This is a genomic window from Chryseobacterium proteolyticum (assembly GCF_046591535.1).
Taxonomy (GTDB): domain Bacteria; phylum Bacteroidota; class Bacteroidia; order Flavobacteriales; family Weeksellaceae; genus Chryseobacterium; species Chryseobacterium proteolyticum.
Map to the genome: position 1 here is coordinate 35,036 of NZ_JBJLWK010000007.1, position 16,899 is coordinate 51,934.

General features: G+C 36.6%; 9 protein-coding genes. 1 reads left to right on the top strand and 8 read right to left on the bottom strand.

The annotated features are described in order from the left end of the window. Nucleotides 1-84: 84 nt before the first annotated feature. The 6 genes from ACJ5H0_RS21340 to tsf all read right to left on the bottom strand — a co-directional run bounded on the left by ACJ5H0_RS21340 (nt 85) and on the right by tsf (nt 13,363). Nucleotides 85-3,483 (bottom strand): T9SS type B sorting domain-containing protein, encoded by a 3,399-nt coding sequence (locus tag ACJ5H0_RS21340; RefSeq protein ID WP_411251958.1) that lies wholly within the window; start codon nt 3,481-3,483, stop codon nt 85-87. A 111-nt stretch (nt 3,484-3,594) separates the two neighbouring features. Then, a complete protein-coding gene (locus ACJ5H0_RS21345; RefSeq protein WP_411251959.1) occupies nt 3,595-5,310 on the bottom strand; it encodes a T9SS type B sorting domain-containing protein in 1,716 nt (571 codons plus the stop codon). A 19-nt stretch (nt 5,311-5,329) separates the two neighbouring features. Then, nucleotides 5,330-6,421 carry an IgGFc-binding protein gene (locus ACJ5H0_RS21350; protein WP_411251960.1) on the bottom strand — a complete coding sequence of 364 codons (1,092 nt, stop codon included), beginning with the start codon at nt 6,419-6,421 and terminating at the stop codon, nt 5,330-5,332. A 134-nt stretch (nt 6,422-6,555) separates the two neighbouring features. Beyond that, on the bottom strand, nt 6,556-9,360 hold the full coding sequence (locus ACJ5H0_RS21355) for a T9SS type B sorting domain-containing protein (protein ID WP_411251961.1): 2,805 nt from the start codon (nt 9,358-9,360) through the stop codon (nt 6,556-6,558). 126 nt (nt 9,361-9,486) lie between these two features. Beyond that, nucleotides 9,487-12,294 carry a T9SS type B sorting domain-containing protein gene (locus ACJ5H0_RS21360; RefSeq protein WP_411251962.1) on the bottom strand — a complete coding sequence of 936 codons (2,808 nt, stop codon included), beginning with the start codon at nt 12,292-12,294 and terminating at the stop codon, nt 9,487-9,489. A gap of 241 nt (nt 12,295-12,535) precedes the next feature. After that, nucleotides 12,536-13,363, bottom strand: coding sequence for a translation elongation factor Ts (gene tsf / locus ACJ5H0_RS21365; RefSeq protein ID WP_172280880.1), 828 nt, complete (start codon nt 13,361-13,363; stop codon nt 12,536-12,538). 143 nt (nt 13,364-13,506) lie between these two features. On the opposite strand from tsf, the gene ACJ5H0_RS21370 reads away from it, so the two are divergent. Next, on the top strand, nt 13,507-14,202 hold the full coding sequence (locus tag ACJ5H0_RS21370; protein WP_172280878.1) for a DUF6759 domain-containing protein: 696 nt from the start codon (nt 13,507-13,509) through the stop codon (nt 14,200-14,202). 61 nt (nt 14,203-14,263) lie between these two features. On the opposite strand, the gene ACJ5H0_RS21375 is transcribed toward ACJ5H0_RS21370, so the two are convergent. Together ACJ5H0_RS21375 and gltX are read right to left on the bottom strand one after the other, a co-directional pair. Continuing rightward, nucleotides 14,264-15,220 carry an acetyl-CoA carboxylase carboxyltransferase subunit alpha gene (locus ACJ5H0_RS21375; RefSeq protein WP_172280876.1) on the bottom strand — a complete coding sequence of 319 codons (957 nt, stop codon included), beginning with the start codon at nt 15,218-15,220 and terminating at the stop codon, nt 14,264-14,266. Nucleotides 15,221-15,267: 47 nt separating this feature from the next. Further along, entirely contained in the window at nt 15,268-16,779 is a 1,512-nt protein-coding gene (gene gltX, locus ACJ5H0_RS21380; RefSeq protein ID WP_411251963.1) for a glutamate--tRNA ligase, read from the bottom strand. Nucleotides 16,780-16,899 lie beyond the last annotated feature (120 nt).

Consider the following 16,899-nt stretch of genomic DNA (forward strand, 5'->3'; position numbering starts at 1 on the left):
GTTATATTAAACTTTAGTTCATAAGTGTTAATGAATGTTATAACGTTGATTTTTTAGATCATTTTTCTTTCTGTTGATGTTTTGCTATCTGTTTTTTACCAAAAGCCAGCTAGAATATTTTACGACAGTACTTGCCCCGTACTCAGTCCAGCTGATGGTATACCAGTATGTTGCTGTATTCACAGGTCTTCCTCCCAGCTTCCCATCCCAGGTATAGCGATTACTAGCAGTGCCTCTGAAGATTTCCGCGCCGTACCGGTCATAAATTCTAAACTCAATATTATCTTTTGTCATCAATGCGGAATAATCTATTCCATCATTATGACCATCATCATTTGGAGTGATGGTGTTGATCAGATTGATGATGGTAAAAGGCCTCTGAACTTCATTACATCTTTTGGAATCCCTTACATAAATAATATAGCTCCCTCGTGGCAGGTTTTGAAAAACGTTTGAAATCTGCCAGGTGGTTCCATCGAGTGAGTATTCATAAGGAGGAGTTCCTCCACTTGCCCCTATAGTTACTGTATTCCCATTAATCTCTATGGAAACAATGGCTGGAGATTGAGATTCTGTAACATTTACAAACTGTCTGTAAATACAACCATTGTATTGCAGGTCTACCCAATAACTTCCTGCAGGTACATTGGAAATAGAAGATGTTGTTGCCCCTGTGCTCCAAAGGTAGCTTTCAAAGCCGGGACCTGCATCTAAAGTAGTTTTGGTATTAGGGCATATAATCTGATCAGTAAGTAAGTCTGATCGTTTAGGAGTTTTTATGGTTATGATTATCTTTCCTATTTCAGCACAAACTCCCTGCTTTTGAAATCTTACGAAAGTAGTTTGTGTGCCCGTAAGGATTACGGGGTTATTGATTGGATTGATGTTATTCTGAGCATCTGTAAGAGTTGCAAAAAAAGTAGCGTTTACTGAAGGGTCTGTTGTAAATTGTGTGATATACTGACTTAAATTTACTTGTTTTATTCCGTCCAGATCATCATCACAAAAGCTCTCCGTTACTGTATTTTTAAGTAAGGGAATTCTTGCACCTAATGTAAATGTAAGGGGCTGGATTATCTTTGCACATCCGTCAGGAGAATCTACCCTTATGTAAATGGTTGTGGTAGCACTGTAGCTCCAGGTGTTGGGTAAATTATTGGCATTTCCGGCATCAGCATCAGCCAGATTTGCATAATATCTTACGTTTGTAAAATAAGTACTGTTTGTAAGCACCAGGGGAGTAATATTTGATAGTATAACCGTTACTATACCATCAAAATTATCATCACAGAAAGTACCATTGTAATTTTGCAGAACAATTGCTACCGGGTACAGATTGAGTGTGATCTGGGCAATGCTTTTACATCCGGAAGGGTTTTTTACCACAGCATAAATGATAGTTCCATTCGGAGCTGTATAGTTATTGGTATTTGTAATCAGAGCAGCAGCATTTTCTGTTTGCGCATCAGTCAAAGTAGGGTAATAGGTAATGGTTACAGGTGTACTGGTAGTAACATTCGCTGAAGTGAGATTGAAGGTGCCCTGACCGTTGATATCACAGGCAGATAAAGTAGCGTTAGTTACCGTTAAAACCTGAATGTGCATCGTAACAGTCACAGTTTCGCAATCAGGAAAATCCGGATCGTTTCCACAAAATGTGTAAGTAAAGGTATCTGTTCCGGCAGTTCCCGGATTAGTTACATTATATGTGATGGCCCCTGTAGTAGGATTTATCGTTGCTATTCCTAATGTAGGGGGTGTTAAGATGGCTATTGTTGAGATTACAGGCGTCTGGGTAGAAGAACTAAATACAGGGTTAATTGTATGGCTTGTACAAACATCATATGAGGCGGTGCTGAGTTTAGTACAGTTTAAGACTTTATAAGGCTCGGTAATTAATGGAGCACAGCTACCCATTGTAACGGCACAAGTATAATTTCCGGACTGGGTTGGGGTATATGAAACATTCGTTGCTCCCGGAATAAGAATTCCATTGCGATACCATTGATAGGCGTTATAAATAACAGGGTCTACGGTAAGAACAATTCCCGGAACACAGTCGCCACCTGATTTTAAAATAACAGGTTGGGTAGGGAAGCCTGCAAAAAATCCTCCATAACCAACAGCGTCACTTCCGGCATTGATTCCGGCCGTAATTGCTTTATCGGAAACAACGGTAATGGTTCCCGTAACATTAGGAATTCCATAAGTTACCCAGTTATTTGTCCCTGTCATATTAAACGGTCCCGTTGTGGCAGGTGGTGTAATGCCGTTCACTGTTACATTGGCTCCTTTTTCGGTGATAAGATTAAGTTTTGTTGGAATGCTGAGAATTCCATTTGGATTATTATTGGAGTGGACAAAATTTTCATCTATAAATCCCAGTTCATTAATTTGCTTGGGAAGATAACAGTTGAGGGCAGGGATAAAATTAAAGCCCCCTGTAGCCACCTCATTTCCTGCGGTTGCATCCCCGGCTAACATCTGATATACGTAAGTATTTTTTGTCGTTTTAATATATAAATTATAGTGACCGTTTCCTTGCAGCTGGTACTTGGTATCTGGAATAATAAAGTATTGTCCTGTATTTAATGTAGCAATAGGAACGACTTCGTTATTTACACGGATTTGGGTATTATCTTCTGTTGCAATTACTAATGCCTCCTCCATATTGGCGCCGATATTTCCGTTTCCCTTGACGAGAGCAAATTCATTTCCGAGCCTGTCAACGGGAACAGCCTGATCCATTAGAATATCTGAACTGGTCGGGTAATTCCCTGCATACTGGCCATTAAAATTTCCATTGGTGATATTTACAGGTTTATTGGCGGTTATTTTCGCTCCAATAAATCCGTCAAAGTTTCCGGCAATATCTCCGATACCATCTATAATGTAAGATTTCCCCTTATTAAGTGTAAATGTAATCACAGGGTTAGTAGCTCCTGTTGTTCCATTGGAAAACTGTACAGTAGGCTTATATCCGGATATGGTAACCGTTGTATTATCTTCAGTAGCCAGGATACTGGTCATAAAGTTTAAAATAATATTAGTAACACTGATCGGAGCATTGGCTGCGTAAAAAACTTTTCCAGTCGAGGGAATACCTTTTGAAGTGATAATTTCAGCATGGTTGAATACGGAAAATCTCAAATTTGCGTAAAAAGGAAATTCTGCTTTTAAATAAAGTCCTTTAGATGTGGGAGTAAATAGGTCCGTTTGCTGTGTTGTGATGATATAATCCCTTAATACATCAAATTTTTGAGGATTATTCTTACTGATGTTTACGGTACCGATTAATACATTATTATTATAAATACTTACAGGGAATGATGTTGTCCGGTTGGTAGAAAGATACAGTTTCTGATAGGGATTCGGATTTCCGGTTCTGTCTACCATCGGGGCAAACCAATGTTCTCTGTCCAATTGGGCAGATACAGACGAGAAAATATAAAATATAAATAAAAAAGATAGAATTTTATTCATTTAGTACTAGCTTTTAACGCAAATTTAATAATAATAAGTAGTAATATGTTGAAAAAATAATAAAAAAACCACGATTCGAAATCGTGGTTTTTATTATTATTCAAGAAAATCTTATTCTCTGTTTTTTACAAGGATCCAGCCGGAATATTTTATTGGTGTTTGCTTTTTATTAGGCTCATTCCAGCTAATATCAAACCAATAGTTTCCTGTAGATACTCTTTTACTTCCATTGGTTGTTCCATTCCATTTATAGCCATTGGTTTTATCTCCCTGATGGATTTTAGCACCATACCTGTCATAGATATTGAATGTTAAATTTGGTTTGTATGATAATGACGAATAATCAATTACATCATTTACACCATCATCATTTGGTGTAATTACATTAACCAGGTTTGGAATAGTAACGGAAACAAAAATAGGATCACAGTCATAGGCGTCTTTAACATATACAACAGCATCTCCACGTGGAATATTATTAAATACATTAGAGTCCTGCCAGTTTATGTTATCAATAGAATATTTATAAGGAGGAGTGCCTCCTATAGCATATACTGTTATGGCATTGCTCGTTATGTCAACATTAGAAATAACAGGTTGCTCTGCGGGATATACATTAACCGTTTGTGTTGTTGTACATTCACCCGTTTTTAATTGGACAGAATAAGTACCGACTCCCACGTTAGTAATAGACTGTGTAGTAGCTCCTGTGCTCCATAGATAAGAAGCAAATCCGGGGCCTGCATCAAGTGTGGTTTTATCTTCCATACAGATGATTTTATCAACCAGTACTGTAGATTTTACAGGTGCCAGAACAGTCAGGGTAACTTCCGCAACTCTGTAACATCCATTGGCATTGCTTACTTTAATATACACAACTCCGGTTGGTGCAATGTAGGTAGTAGGATTTGTAATTTCATTTGTCCCATTTACTGCATCAGTAGGTGATGGGTAATATTTTTTTGTGGTTCCAGCCTGTGTTGTTACTGCAGCCAAAGTAAGATTAAATAGCCCGGTTGACGGATTTTGCTCAAGGAAGCAAGCTCTCAATGCTGCATTGGTAACAGTTGGCGTTGAAGAAACTGTTAAGTTTAACGTTACCTGTTCGCAATCAATAAATTCCGGAGCATTTCCGCAGAATTTATATACAATAGTATCCGGACCAAAGTATCCGAAATTCGGAACATAAGTAATAACACCGGTTACAGGATCAATTGTTGCGGTTCCATTCGCTGGTGGAGTTACAATGGTTACCGTTCCCGGAACATAAGTTTGGGTTGAATTTGTAAATTCAGGAACAATCGCCTGGTATCCCTCACACATGATTAGAGATTTTGTAGATTGTTCAAGGCAGGAGAATACTTTGTATACAGGTGTTGTTGCAGGTGGACAGCTTCCTACGGTAATTCTTACAGTATAATTTCCCGCCTGAGTTGGAGTGTAAGAGTTGGATGTTGCACCCGGAATTGGATTTCCATTTAGTGACCATTGGTAGGTTTCAAAACTGTCATCTACTTCCAAAACTATTCCTGGAATACAGTCTCCTGTTTGCTTCGCGATTACAGGGATTGATGAGAATCCTGCGAAGTATCCGCCATAACCCGCCGTGCTATATCCACCGTTGATTCCGGCAGTTACGGCTTTTGTTGATGTAATGGTAACATTTCCTGTAATTCCTTGTATGCCATATGTTACCCATTGTGTATTTCCTGTAAGAGGAAATGGTCCCTGTGCTGCGGTTGGAGTAGCACCATTTACAGTAACTGCTGCACCGGCTTCAGTTAAAATATTAAGTTTCAAATTAACAGTTCCTGTATAGGTTGGCATTTCCTGAATTTTCCCGATTTCATCTATTTTTCGGGGAAGGAAACAATTTAAAGGGGGGGATGTAATTGTAACCTCCCGTATTATTGGCAGAGCCGGCACCAATTAATTGGTACAAATAAACATTTTTTGTAGTACGGATATAGATATTAGAGTGACCGCCCGCTTGAGTAGCATAGTCATTGGCCATAATTCTGTAATAGTCTCCCTCGTTAATGGTAGCAACTGGAGTTGTTCCCGCATTAAGATAAATTTCAGTATTGTTTTCTGTGGCAATTATAATTCCTCCTTCCATATTGTTCTGGCTTGTGGAAATACTTTTTACCATGGCAAACTCATTCCCAAGTCTGTTCGTTGGTACGGACTGGTCCATAATTAAATCCGAACCATCAGCAGATGTTGTTGTTGCATAAAACCCATTTGAATTACCATTGGTAACGGATATAGGTTTATCAGCAACAATTTTTGCTCCAATAAATCCCGTCTGGTTAGCAACGGTATTTCCAAGTCCGGCAAGAATATAAGATTGTCCCTTATTTAATGTCGTCGTAAGTGATAGTGGAGGAGTGGTATTATTAATGAATTGTATATTGGGATCATATCCGGAAATGGTAACGGTAGTATTATCTTCTGTTGCCATTATTCCCGTTGTGAAGTTATTAGATGTGGAACTAACAGTCATAGGAGTCGCTGCGGCATAAAATTGAGTTCCAATTCCAGCTTTCCCCTTAGAAGTAACAATTTCTCCGTGAGAAATATTATATATTCTTAAAGAAGCGAAATAAGGCTTGTCTCCTTTGGTATAAACTCCAAGATTCGTGGGAACGGCAGCACTTGAAGAGCTTGTTGTTCTGATGTATTGAGCACCCAAAGTAAAGGATTGTGGGCTGTTTTTACTGATAGTAACGGTTCCGATTAATGCATTATTACTATAAATTTTGACATCAAAAGGAGTGACAGAGTCAGTAGAAAAGTAAAGCCCGTGTGCGTAGTTTGTAGCTGACGAAGATGAGCTATCAAAATAAGGAGCAAACCAGTGGTCTGTATCTCTTTGTGCAAAAAGGCAATTATAGGATAATAAAAATAGTAATAAACTGAGTAAAAATCTTTTCATAGATATGGGAATTTAGGATTGTTGCAAAAATAGGAGATTATTTGATATATCATCAAGTAATTTAAAAAAAAATGCAATAAAATAATAAAAAGAAACCACAATTCTAAGATTGTGGTTTGGAAATATTGTCAAATTTAATTTCTGTTTTTTACTAAAATCCAACCCGTATATTTTACAGGTGTTTTTTCTTTATTGGATTCATTCCAGTTAATGTGATACCAGTAAGTTCCTGTGGAAATCTTTTTGCCTAAATGTTTTCCATCCCATTTGTAATTATTGAATTTATCGCCGGTGAATATTTTATTTCCGTACCTGTCATAGATAACTAAAATAAGATTCTCTTTGTATGACAAAGCACTGTAGTCAATATAATCATTATGTCCATCATCATTAGGAGTTATGGCATTAATAAGATTGACAACTGTAATCTCTACAGAAATAGGTTTACAATTATTGGCATCTTTTACGTAGAATGTATGTTGACCTCTGGGAAGGTTGGTGAATACATTTGAATCCTGCCAGTTTGATGTTCCATCTACGGAATATTTGTAAGGTGGTGTACCACCTGTTACAATAACAGTTGCCGTATTGTTAGAGATTTCAATTTGAGTAATTACAGGATCTGGCGCTTTTAATACTTTCACAAATTGTGTAAAAGAACATCCGTCTTTTTGTAGAATAACACTGTATTCCCCAACTCCTACCCCTTCTATGGATTGCGTAGTGGCGCCTGTACTCCATTGATATGATAAGTAACCTGGGCCTGCATCCAAATTGGTTCTAGAATCAATACAAATATATTTATCTTTTAAATAAGGGGATTTTATGGTTGGTTTTGTAATTAATGTAATTTTAGCAACTCCGGTACAGCCCTCAGGGCTTGTTATTTTAACATAAACAACACCTCCCGTAGAACCATAGCTTTGAGGATTTGTAATTTCATTAGTGTGAGCATTTAAGTCCGCTAATGTAGGGTAGTATTTTTTTATGACCTGAGGAAGGTCGATGACATTAGCTGTGCTTAAATCAAAGTAAGCCTTTCCGTCGTACTGGCATGCTTCTAAGGTGGTATCCTTTACAATGAAAGGCACCACGGCTAAATGTAAAGTTACTTTTTCACAATCAATAAACTCTGGGGCATTTCCACAAAATGTATAAACAAGTACATCTGGCCCTAAATATCCAGAAGTAGGGGTATAAGTAATTATCCCTGTAGAGTTATTTAGGACTGCCGTTCCGTGAGTAGGTGCTGTTAAAATTAATACAGTACTCGGAACAGGTGTCTGTGTAGAGCTTGAAAACGTGGGTGTTATAATTTTAGTGGCGCAAGCATTTATACTTGTTGTTGTGTTTTTTATACAATTGAATACTTTATAAATGGGAGTTGTTACAGGTGAACATGTGCCCATAGTAACCCTTACTGTATAATTACCGGCCTGAGTTGGCGCATATGTATTATTTGTAGCATTAGGAATTGCTATTCCATTTAAATACCATTGGTAAGTTTCATATCCATCATCAACTTCTAAAATAATACCAGGCACACAATCTCCTGCTTTTTTTGTAATAACTGGAATGGATGAGAATCCTGCAAAGTATCCGCCATATCCTGCCGAATTATATCCTCCATTGACACCTGCAGTTACAGCTTTTGTAGAGGTTATTGATATATTTCCTGTAATCCCTTCAATGGCATAGGTTTGCCATTGGGTATTTCCGGTCAATGGGTAAGGTCCTTGTGCGGCCGTCGGAGCGACTCCGTTCACTAAAACTGATGCCCCTGTTTCTGTCAAAATATTTAGCTTCAGGGTTATATTGGCATTTATATTAGGCATTTGATCAATATTTCCTATTTCATCAATTTTTCTGGGTAAAAAACAGTTGAGAGGAGGGATGTAGTTAAAACCACAAGTTGCAGTTGTAGGGCCTACAGCTACGAATTGATATAAATAAACATTTTTAGAAGTAGAAATAAACATATTGGAGTGTGTTGCTGCTCCAGTTTGTGTGACATAACTGCTTTCATTAATTCTATACCACTGTCCTGCATTTATTGTTGCTACAGCAGTGGATGAGCCATTTAAAAATATATCTGTGTTGTCTTCTGTGCCTATGATGATTCCTCCCTCCATATTTTCATTTGGAGCAGTAGAGCGAGTTTTAACAATGGCAAAAGTATTACCTAGCCTGTCGACTGGAACGGCTTGGTCAAGAACTGGATCAGATCCTCCCATAGTCAATATCCCAAAATTTCCATTACAGCTACCATTGGTAAGTGATACAGGCTTATTAGAGCTAACTTTAGCTCCTATAAATCCGGTAAGATTTGCAGTATGATTTCCTGAACCAGCAAATATAAATGATTGTCCTTTATTTAAAGTGAAAGTATGGGAGTTTCCGCTAGGTGTTCCTCCATAAAAAATTAGACCAGCTCCGTTCCACGAAACAGTAACAGTTGTGTTATCTTCGGTTGCTAATATTCCTGCCGTAAAATTGTATAGTGAACTCGTTAACGTATTAGGACTGGATGCTACAAAAAATTCTTTACCAATACCAGCTTTCCCTTTGCTTGTAATAATTTCAGCGTGAACATCTCTTGCCATTCTCAAACTGCAATAGAAAGGTTTGTCTGCTTTGAGATATAATCCTTTATTAGTAACTGTGAAGCCATTACTGGCAACTGAAGCTGATATAAAATTATTATTAACCGTATAAACCTGAGGGTTTCCTTTACTGATAATAACTGCTCCAATAGCAGTGTTATTGTTGTAAATTTTTACTTCGAATGGGGTTACTGAATCTGTAGATAAATATAATGCATTGGTGTAACCACCTATAGAATCATAATAAGGAGCTATCCAGTGGTCTGTGTCCCTCTGGGCAAAGAGTGTATTAATTATAAAAAGAACCAGAACTAGACTAAAGAAATATTTTTTCATGGTATTGGGAATTATAATTTTATACAAAATAGTAGATTATTTGATATGTTTTAACAATAATCTATTACAACAATAAAAAACCACGATTAATTAATCGTGGTCTAATTATTTAATAATTATTTAATGTTAATTTCTATTTTTTACTAAAATCCAACCCGTGTATTTTATAGGTGTTTTTTCTTTGTTGGATTCATTCCAGTTGATGTGGTACCAATAAGTTCCGGTCACTATCTTCTTATCGAAATGTCTTCCATCCCATTTGTAATTGTTGAATTTGTCGCCAGTGAATATTTTATTTCCGTACCTGTCATAGATAACAAAGCTAAGATTCTCTTTATAACCCAGTTCACTGTAATCAATATAATCATTGATATTGTCGCCGTTTGGAGTTATTGCGTTGATTAAGTTAGGAACCGTAATTTCAACAGAAATAGGTGTGCAATTATTGGCATCTTTTACGTAGAATGTATGTTGACCTCTGGAAAGGTTGGTAAATACATTTGAATCCTGCCAGTTTGATGTTCCGTCTACGGAATATTTGTAAGGTGGTGTACCACCATTTACAATAACAGTTGCCGTATTGTTAGAGATTTCAATCTGAGTAATTACAGGATCCTGAGTTTTGATAACCTTTACAATCTGTGTAACAAAGCATCCGTCTTTTCCAAGAATAACGGTGTATTCACCAACTCCTACTCCCTCTATAGATTGTGTAGTGGCACCCGTGCTCCATTGATATGAATCGTAACCAGGGCCTGCATCAAGATTGGTTCTTGAATCAATACAAATATATTTATCAAGCAGAGTAGGAGATTTCTTAATAGGTTTTGCAATTAGTGTAATTTTTGCAATTCCTGTACATCCTTCATTACTTGTAATTTTAACATAAACAACTCCTCCCGCAGAACCATAGTGTTGAGGTTCTGTGATCTGATTGGTATTAGCGTTCAGGTCAGCTAAAGTAGGATAGTATTTTTTTGTTACTAAATTAAAATCAATAACGTTTGCTGTTGTTAAATCAAAATAGGCTTTGTCTTCATATTGACATGCTTCCAAGGTAGCATCCTTTACGATAAAAGGGACAACTGTCAGATTTACAGTTACTGTTTCGCAGTCGATGAATTCCGGAGCATTTCCACAGAAAGTATAAACGATTACATCTGGTCCTAAATATCCCGGTGTAGGATTATAAGTTATTATTCCTGTCGAAGGGTTTAGAACTGCCGTTCCGTGAGTAGGTGCTGTTAAAATTGATACAGTACTCGGTACAGGTGTCTGTGTAGAGCTTGAAAAGGTCGGGGTTATAATTTTAGTAGCACAAGCATTTATACTGGTTGTTGTATTTTTCATACAATTGAAAACCTTATAAATAGGCGTTGTTACAGGAGGGCATGTTCCCATACCAACTTTCACGGTATAATTTCCTGCCTGGGTAGGAGTGTAAGTATTGGTAGTAGCGCCAGGAATGGCAACTCCGTTTAAGTACCATTGATAGGTTTCATATCCATCGTCAACTTCCAAAACAATACCTGGGACACACTCCCCTGTCTTTTTACTGATTACTGGTACTGATGAAAATCCTGCAAAGTAACCTCCATATCCTGCGGAGCTATATCCGCCGTTAATTCCTGCAGTTACCGCTTTTGTAGATGTGATGGATACATTTCCTGTAATCCCTTCAATGGCATAGGTTTGCCATTGGGTATTGCCCGTCAAGGGGTAAGGTCCTTGTGCGGCCGTTGGAGCGACTCCGTTCACTAAAACAGCTGCTCCTGTTTCTGTTAAAATGTTTAGCTTTAATGTAATCCCACTTGAAATACCCGGCATCTGATTAATGTTTCCAATTTCATCAATCTTTCTGGGCAGGAAACAGTTTAGAGGTGGGATGTAATTAAATCCACAGGTAGCATTACTATCTCCTACAGCTACAAATTGATATAAATATACTTTTTTGGATGTGGAAATAAACATATTGGAATGTGTTCCCGCTCCGGTTTGTGTTACATAACTTGTTTCGTTGATTCTATACCATTGTCCTGCATTGATTGTTGCTACAGCAGTAGGAGAGCCATTTAAAAATATATCAGTATTATCTTCTGTGGCTATGATGATTCCGCCTTCCATATTTTGAGATGGGGCTGTGGACCTAGTTTTGACCATGGCAAAAGTATTACCCAGTCTTTCTACAGGAACAGACTGGTCGAGAACAGGGTCAGAACCTCCGGATCCTAATATCCCGAAATTTCCATTGCAGCTACCATTGGTTAATGTAACGGGTTTGTCGGAGACAACTTTAGCACCGATAAATCCGGTAAGATTTGGGCTGGAATTCCCGGAACCTGCAAATATAAATGATTGTCCTTTGTTTAATGTGAAAGTATGTGAATTTCCTGTAGGTGTTCCTCCATAAAAAGTAACGCCTGTGCCATTCCATGAGACAGTTACAGTTGTGTTATCTTCTGTAGCAAGAATTCCTGCGGTAAAATTGTATAGTGAACTTGTTGAAGTGTTAGGGCTGGATGCTACGAAAAATTCTTTACCAATACCCGCTTTTCCTTTACTGGTGATGATTTCACCATGTACGCTTTGTGCTAATCTTAAACTACAATAAAAAGGCTTGTCCCCTTTAAGGTATAGTCCCTTACTTGTTGCAGTAAAAGCATTTGCTGTAGTGTTGGCCATTATAAGGGCATTGTCCGTGATGGTATAGACCTGTGGGCTCCCTTTACTGATTGTAACAGTGGTAACCACGGCATTATTATTATAAATTTGTACATCAAAGGGAGTGATCGAATCTGTAGATAAATATAATGCGTTGGTATATCCTCCAACGGTATCATAATAAGGGGCTATCCAGTGCTCAGTATCTCTTTGTGCGAAAAATAGGTTAATTGTAAAAAAGAACAGTAATAAACTGAGTAGAAATCTTTTCATAAACTTGGGAATTAGGATTTCTACAAATTTAAAATAATATTTGATATATCATTAATAAATTACGGGCTAAAATAAAAAATAATTCATAATTATATGTCAAAATCTTTTGAGTGTATGAAAATTATAATCGTAAAAAGAATAATTTTTATCATGGCGATTTTAAGTTCAAAAATAATAGTAAGAGCATAAAAAAATCCCGATGAATTTTCATCGGGATTTTATTTATCTTAAGAAGACAAGATTAGTTAAGACTTACTCTTACAAATCCTGTAACTTTTAAATCTCCATTAACAGATTTTACATAGTCTGCTACAGATTGGCTTCCATCTTTAATAAATGCTTGGTGAACCAAAGTGTTTTCTTTGTAGAATTTCTGCATTTTACCTTTAAGGATATTGTCGATAATGTTTTCAGGCTTACCTTCTTTAGTAAGAAGTTCTCTTTCAATTTCTAATTCCTTGTCAATAGTTTCTTGAGAAACTCTTGTTTCGTCAAGAGCGATAGGGTTCATTGCAGCAACCTGCATAGAAACAGCTTTAGCAGCTTCATCAGCTCCTTCTACTTTAGAAGAAAGAGATGTAATTGCAGCGATTTTGTTTCCAGCGTGGATATAAGCTCCTAAGAAAGGACCTTCTAGCCTTTCAAAAGCACCGATCTCAATTTTTTCACCAATAACTCCTGTTTGCTCGATAAGTTTTTCAGCAACAGTAATTCCGTGGAAGTCTGTAGCTAGAAGTTCTTCTTTAGTTGCAGCAAAAATTGCCATTTCAGCTAACTCATAAGCTAACTCGATGAACGCTTCGTTTTTAGCAACAAAGTCAGTCTCACAATTTAAAGAAATAACAGCACCTAAAGTGTTATCTTCATTTACTCTTGCAATAACAACTCCTTCAGTAGATTCTCTGTCAGCTCTGTTAGCCGCAACTTTTTGTCCTTTTTTTCTAAGGATATCTACTGCTTTTTCGAAATCTCCTTCAGCTTCAACTAAAGCTTTTTTGCAGTCCATCATACCTGCACCTGTTTGGTTTCTCAATTTTGCTACGTCTGCAGCAGCTGGTGTATAAGACATAATATCTATTATTTTTTTTATTAAGAATTAGTTTTGATTTTTTAGTTTATTTTTGAGCAGTGCAAAGATAATGATTTTAATGACAAACTAAAAATTGACTTTTCACGTTATTTATTTGTTAATAATTTTAAAATGCTTAGTTAATGAAAAAAATATTTCTCCTTATATTTTTATGCATTTTTACACTTGGCTTTTCTCAGAAGAAGAAAAGGGCCAAATCTAAAGCTGTTGTGGAAAAAGAGACTTTGATAATATATACTGAACAGGATGCTGAAAGTTCAAAGGAGGCAAGAGTAATAGCCGGATTTTTAAAACAAAACCCGAATCATGCAAAAACAGATTACTTTAAAAGGAAGCTGATAGAAATAATTATGGCTGATAATTCTCCGGAGGCAAAACCAACTATTAAGCCTATTAGTAAAGAAAAAATAGAAAAAATTGTTAAAAATAATGAATTGAACAGTGGCAAAACACTAGCCGTAAATTCAGCATCTGCACCTTCTGAAACAAAAGTAAATTATGCCAGCGTTAGCGGAAGCAAAAAATCGGAACCAAGTGAAGAGAATAAAAGGACAGCTGCTATGCTTACTCATCTTTTTAGCAATGATACTAATTTAAAAGAGGCATACATCAATATTAAAAATAGATCGAACTGTAATTTGATTGTAAAGATCAGTGGGAAAAAATATTACAATCTAAGTGTTCCTGCAAAAGGGCAGAATTTTATTTTAATAGATAAGGGAGAATATGTTTTGACAACAATGGTTTGTGATGCAAAATATTCCTCCATAAAAAAGATCAGCAAAGATATTGAGATTGAGCTGAATGTTTCTGAATAAAAAATTGAATGATCAATATAGAATAAAAAAACGGTTAAGAATTTCTTAACCGTTTTTATTTTTATCCTTTAAATTGCCCCATGGCAATGAATTTTTCTTGACGTTGAGTTTCAAGTTCCTGTCCTGTAAACTTAGAGAAAGCTTTTATGTTTTGCAAAATTGAACTTTTCAAATTCAAATATGCTGTTTCAGGATCGTAGTGTGCTCCTCCCAGAGGTTCTTCGATAATCCCATCAATGAATTTTTCTCTTAAGGCATCTTGTGGGGTAAGATTTAATGCATTCGCTGCATCTTCCTTGTGATCCCAGTTTCTCCACAATATAGAAGAACAGCTTTCAGGTGCAATTACAGTATACCATGTGTTTTCCAGCATATATACTTTATTTCCAACACCTATTCCTAATGCTCCACCGCTAGCTCCTTCACCAATAATGTAAGTGAATATCGGAGTTTTAAGCTGAACCATTTCAAAAATGTTTCGGGCAATAGCTTCACCTTGTCCACGTTCTTCTGCTTCTAATCCAGGATATGCTCCAGGTGTGTCCACTAAAGTTACAACCGGGATGCGGAATTTTTCAGCTAATTTCATTAGTCTAAGAGCTTTTCTATATCCTTCAGGATTTGGCATCCCAAATCTTCTGTGTTGTCTTTCTTTGGTTGTTCTCCCTTTTTGGGTTCCGATGATCATTACTTTGTGACCATCCAGAGTAGCTAAGCCTCCAACCAATGCCGGATCATCTGCAAAATTTCTGTCTCCGTGAAGTTCCAGAAAACTACCCTTGTCTGCAATACCATTGATATGATCCAATGCATAAGGACGATCAGGGTGACGGGATAGTTGTACTCTTTGCCAAGGAGTAAGGTTTCCATAGATCTCTTTTTTCTTCTCTATGATCTTATCCTCAATTTGACTACATGCTAATTTTACATCAACACCACTTTCTTCTCCTACTAAAGAACATGTTTGGTATTGGTCCATTAATTCTTTTATAGGAAGTTCGAAACTTAAATATTCCATTCTTGAAGTAAATTATATCGTTCAAATTTATGAAAAATTATGAAACTCTATTTAAAATTATTAATAGCATTGTCTATTCTTACTATAGTTTCTTCTTTTCCAAGCAGTTCCATGATGTCCGGGACATCTGGCCCTTTCAATTCTCCTACAAGAGCGAGACGTAAAGGCATCATTACTTTGCCCATGCCAAGGCCCTTGTTATCTGCAAAATCATGTACCACCTGCTTCAATGTTTCTGCATTGAATGTTTCTGTTTTTTCTAAAACAACAGAGAGTTCACTTAAAATGGTTGCAGTGTCTTCATTCCACGCTTTCTTTGATGCTTTTTCATCATAGGAAGTAGGAGCTTCAAAGAAGAATTTTCCATTTTCATAAATGTCTTTTGGAAATGTTGCCCTTTCCTTCATAAGATGGATAATTCTGATTAGTTTATCATCAGAAATGTGGGATAAATCAAGATCTGTACTTTTTAAAATGTCAAGAAGTTCTTTATCAGACTTTAACTGAATATATTGATGGTTGAACCACTCCGCTTTCTCTTTACTGAATCTCGCACCTGCTTTATGAACTTTATGAAGATCAAATTCTTTTATCATTTCTTTCAATGGAAGAATTTCCTTATCATCAGCAGGGGACCATCCTAAGAGAGCGATCATATTAATAAATGCATCCGGAAGATATCCGTTTTCTCTGTAACCTTTGGAGATATTTCCGGTTTCGGGATCTTTGAAATCTAACGGAAATACAGGAAATCCGAATTTATCACCATCTCTTTTGCTAAGTTTGCCTTTTCCTTCTGGTTTTAAAATAAGTGAAAGATGAGCAAATTGTGGAGCTTCCCATTGCATTGCTTCATATAATAAAGTATGTAAGCCCAAAGAAGGTAACCATTCTTCTCCACGAATAACATGAGTTATTTTCATCTCATGGTCGTCGATTACATTGGCAAAGTGATAAGTGGGCATTCCATCATTTTTAACCAAAACTTTATCATCTAAAGTATTGGTATTTACAGATGATTTACCACGGATAATATCCTCAAGATTTAAAATTCTGTCGACAGGCATTTTGAATCTCACCACGTAAGGTGTTTTTTCATCCAAAAGTTTTTGTACTTCTTCTTCGGATAATGCAAGGCTGTTTCTCAGGCGATTCCTTGTTTTGTTATCATAAGAAAAAACATCTCCTTTAGTTTCGTATTCTGCACGGATAGCATCCAGTTCTTCAGGAGTGTCAAAAGCCATATATGCATAATCCGTTTTTAAGATCTGCTCGGTATACCTGTCGTAAATTTCTCTTCTTTCAGATTGACGATAAGGAGCGTATTTTCCTCCTTTTTTAGGACTTTCATCTGGAATGATTCCACACCATTCTAAAGCTTCTTCAATATATTCTTCAGCACCTTCTACATATCTTGCTGTATCTGTATCTTCAATTCTCAATACAAACTCGCCACCTTGATTTTTAGCGAAAAGATAATCATATAATGCGGTTCTTACACCTCCCAAATGCAAAGGTCCTGTAGGACTTGGAGCAAAACGTACTCTTACTTTCTCCATTATCAATTTTAATTTTGTGCAAATTTACTTAAAATTATGTGGAGGATGAAGTGTTTTGTTTTTGGATTAAATTTAATCAGCAGGAAATTTGTTCAGAAATATATATTTAATTTTTTACAA

Bases quoted from the DNA above. Each gene is read 5' to 3' on its own strand.
- ACJ5H0_RS21340 (WP_411251958.1), bottom strand. From the start codon at position 3,483: ATGAATAAAATTCTATCTTTTTTATTTATATTTTATATTTTCTCGTCT.
- ACJ5H0_RS21345 (WP_411251959.1), bottom strand. From the start codon at position 5,310: ATGCCAACCTATACAGGAACTGTTAATTTGAAACTTAATATTTTAACT.
- ACJ5H0_RS21350 (WP_411251960.1), bottom strand. From the start codon at position 6,421: ATGAAAAGATTTTTACTCAGTTTATTACTATTTTTATTATCCTATAAT.
- ACJ5H0_RS21355 (WP_411251961.1), bottom strand. From the start codon at position 9,360: ATGAAAAAATATTTCTTTAGTCTAGTTCTGGTTCTTTTTATAATTAAT.
- ACJ5H0_RS21360 (WP_411251962.1), bottom strand. From the start codon at position 12,294: ATGAAAAGATTTCTACTCAGTTTATTACTGTTCTTTTTTACAATTAAC.
- tsf (WP_172280880.1), bottom strand. From the start codon at position 13,363: ATGTCTTATACACCAGCTGCTGCAGACGTAGCAAAATTGAGAAACCAA.
- ACJ5H0_RS21370 (WP_172280878.1), top strand. From the start codon at position 13,507: ATGAAAAAAATATTTCTCCTTATATTTTTATGCATTTTTACACTTGGC.
- ACJ5H0_RS21375 (WP_172280876.1), bottom strand. From the start codon at position 15,220: ATGGAATATTTAAGTTTCGAACTTCCTATAAAAGAATTAATGGACCAA.
- gltX (WP_411251963.1), bottom strand. From the start codon at position 16,779: ATGGAGAAAGTAAGAGTACGTTTTGCTCCAAGTCCTACAGGACCTTTG.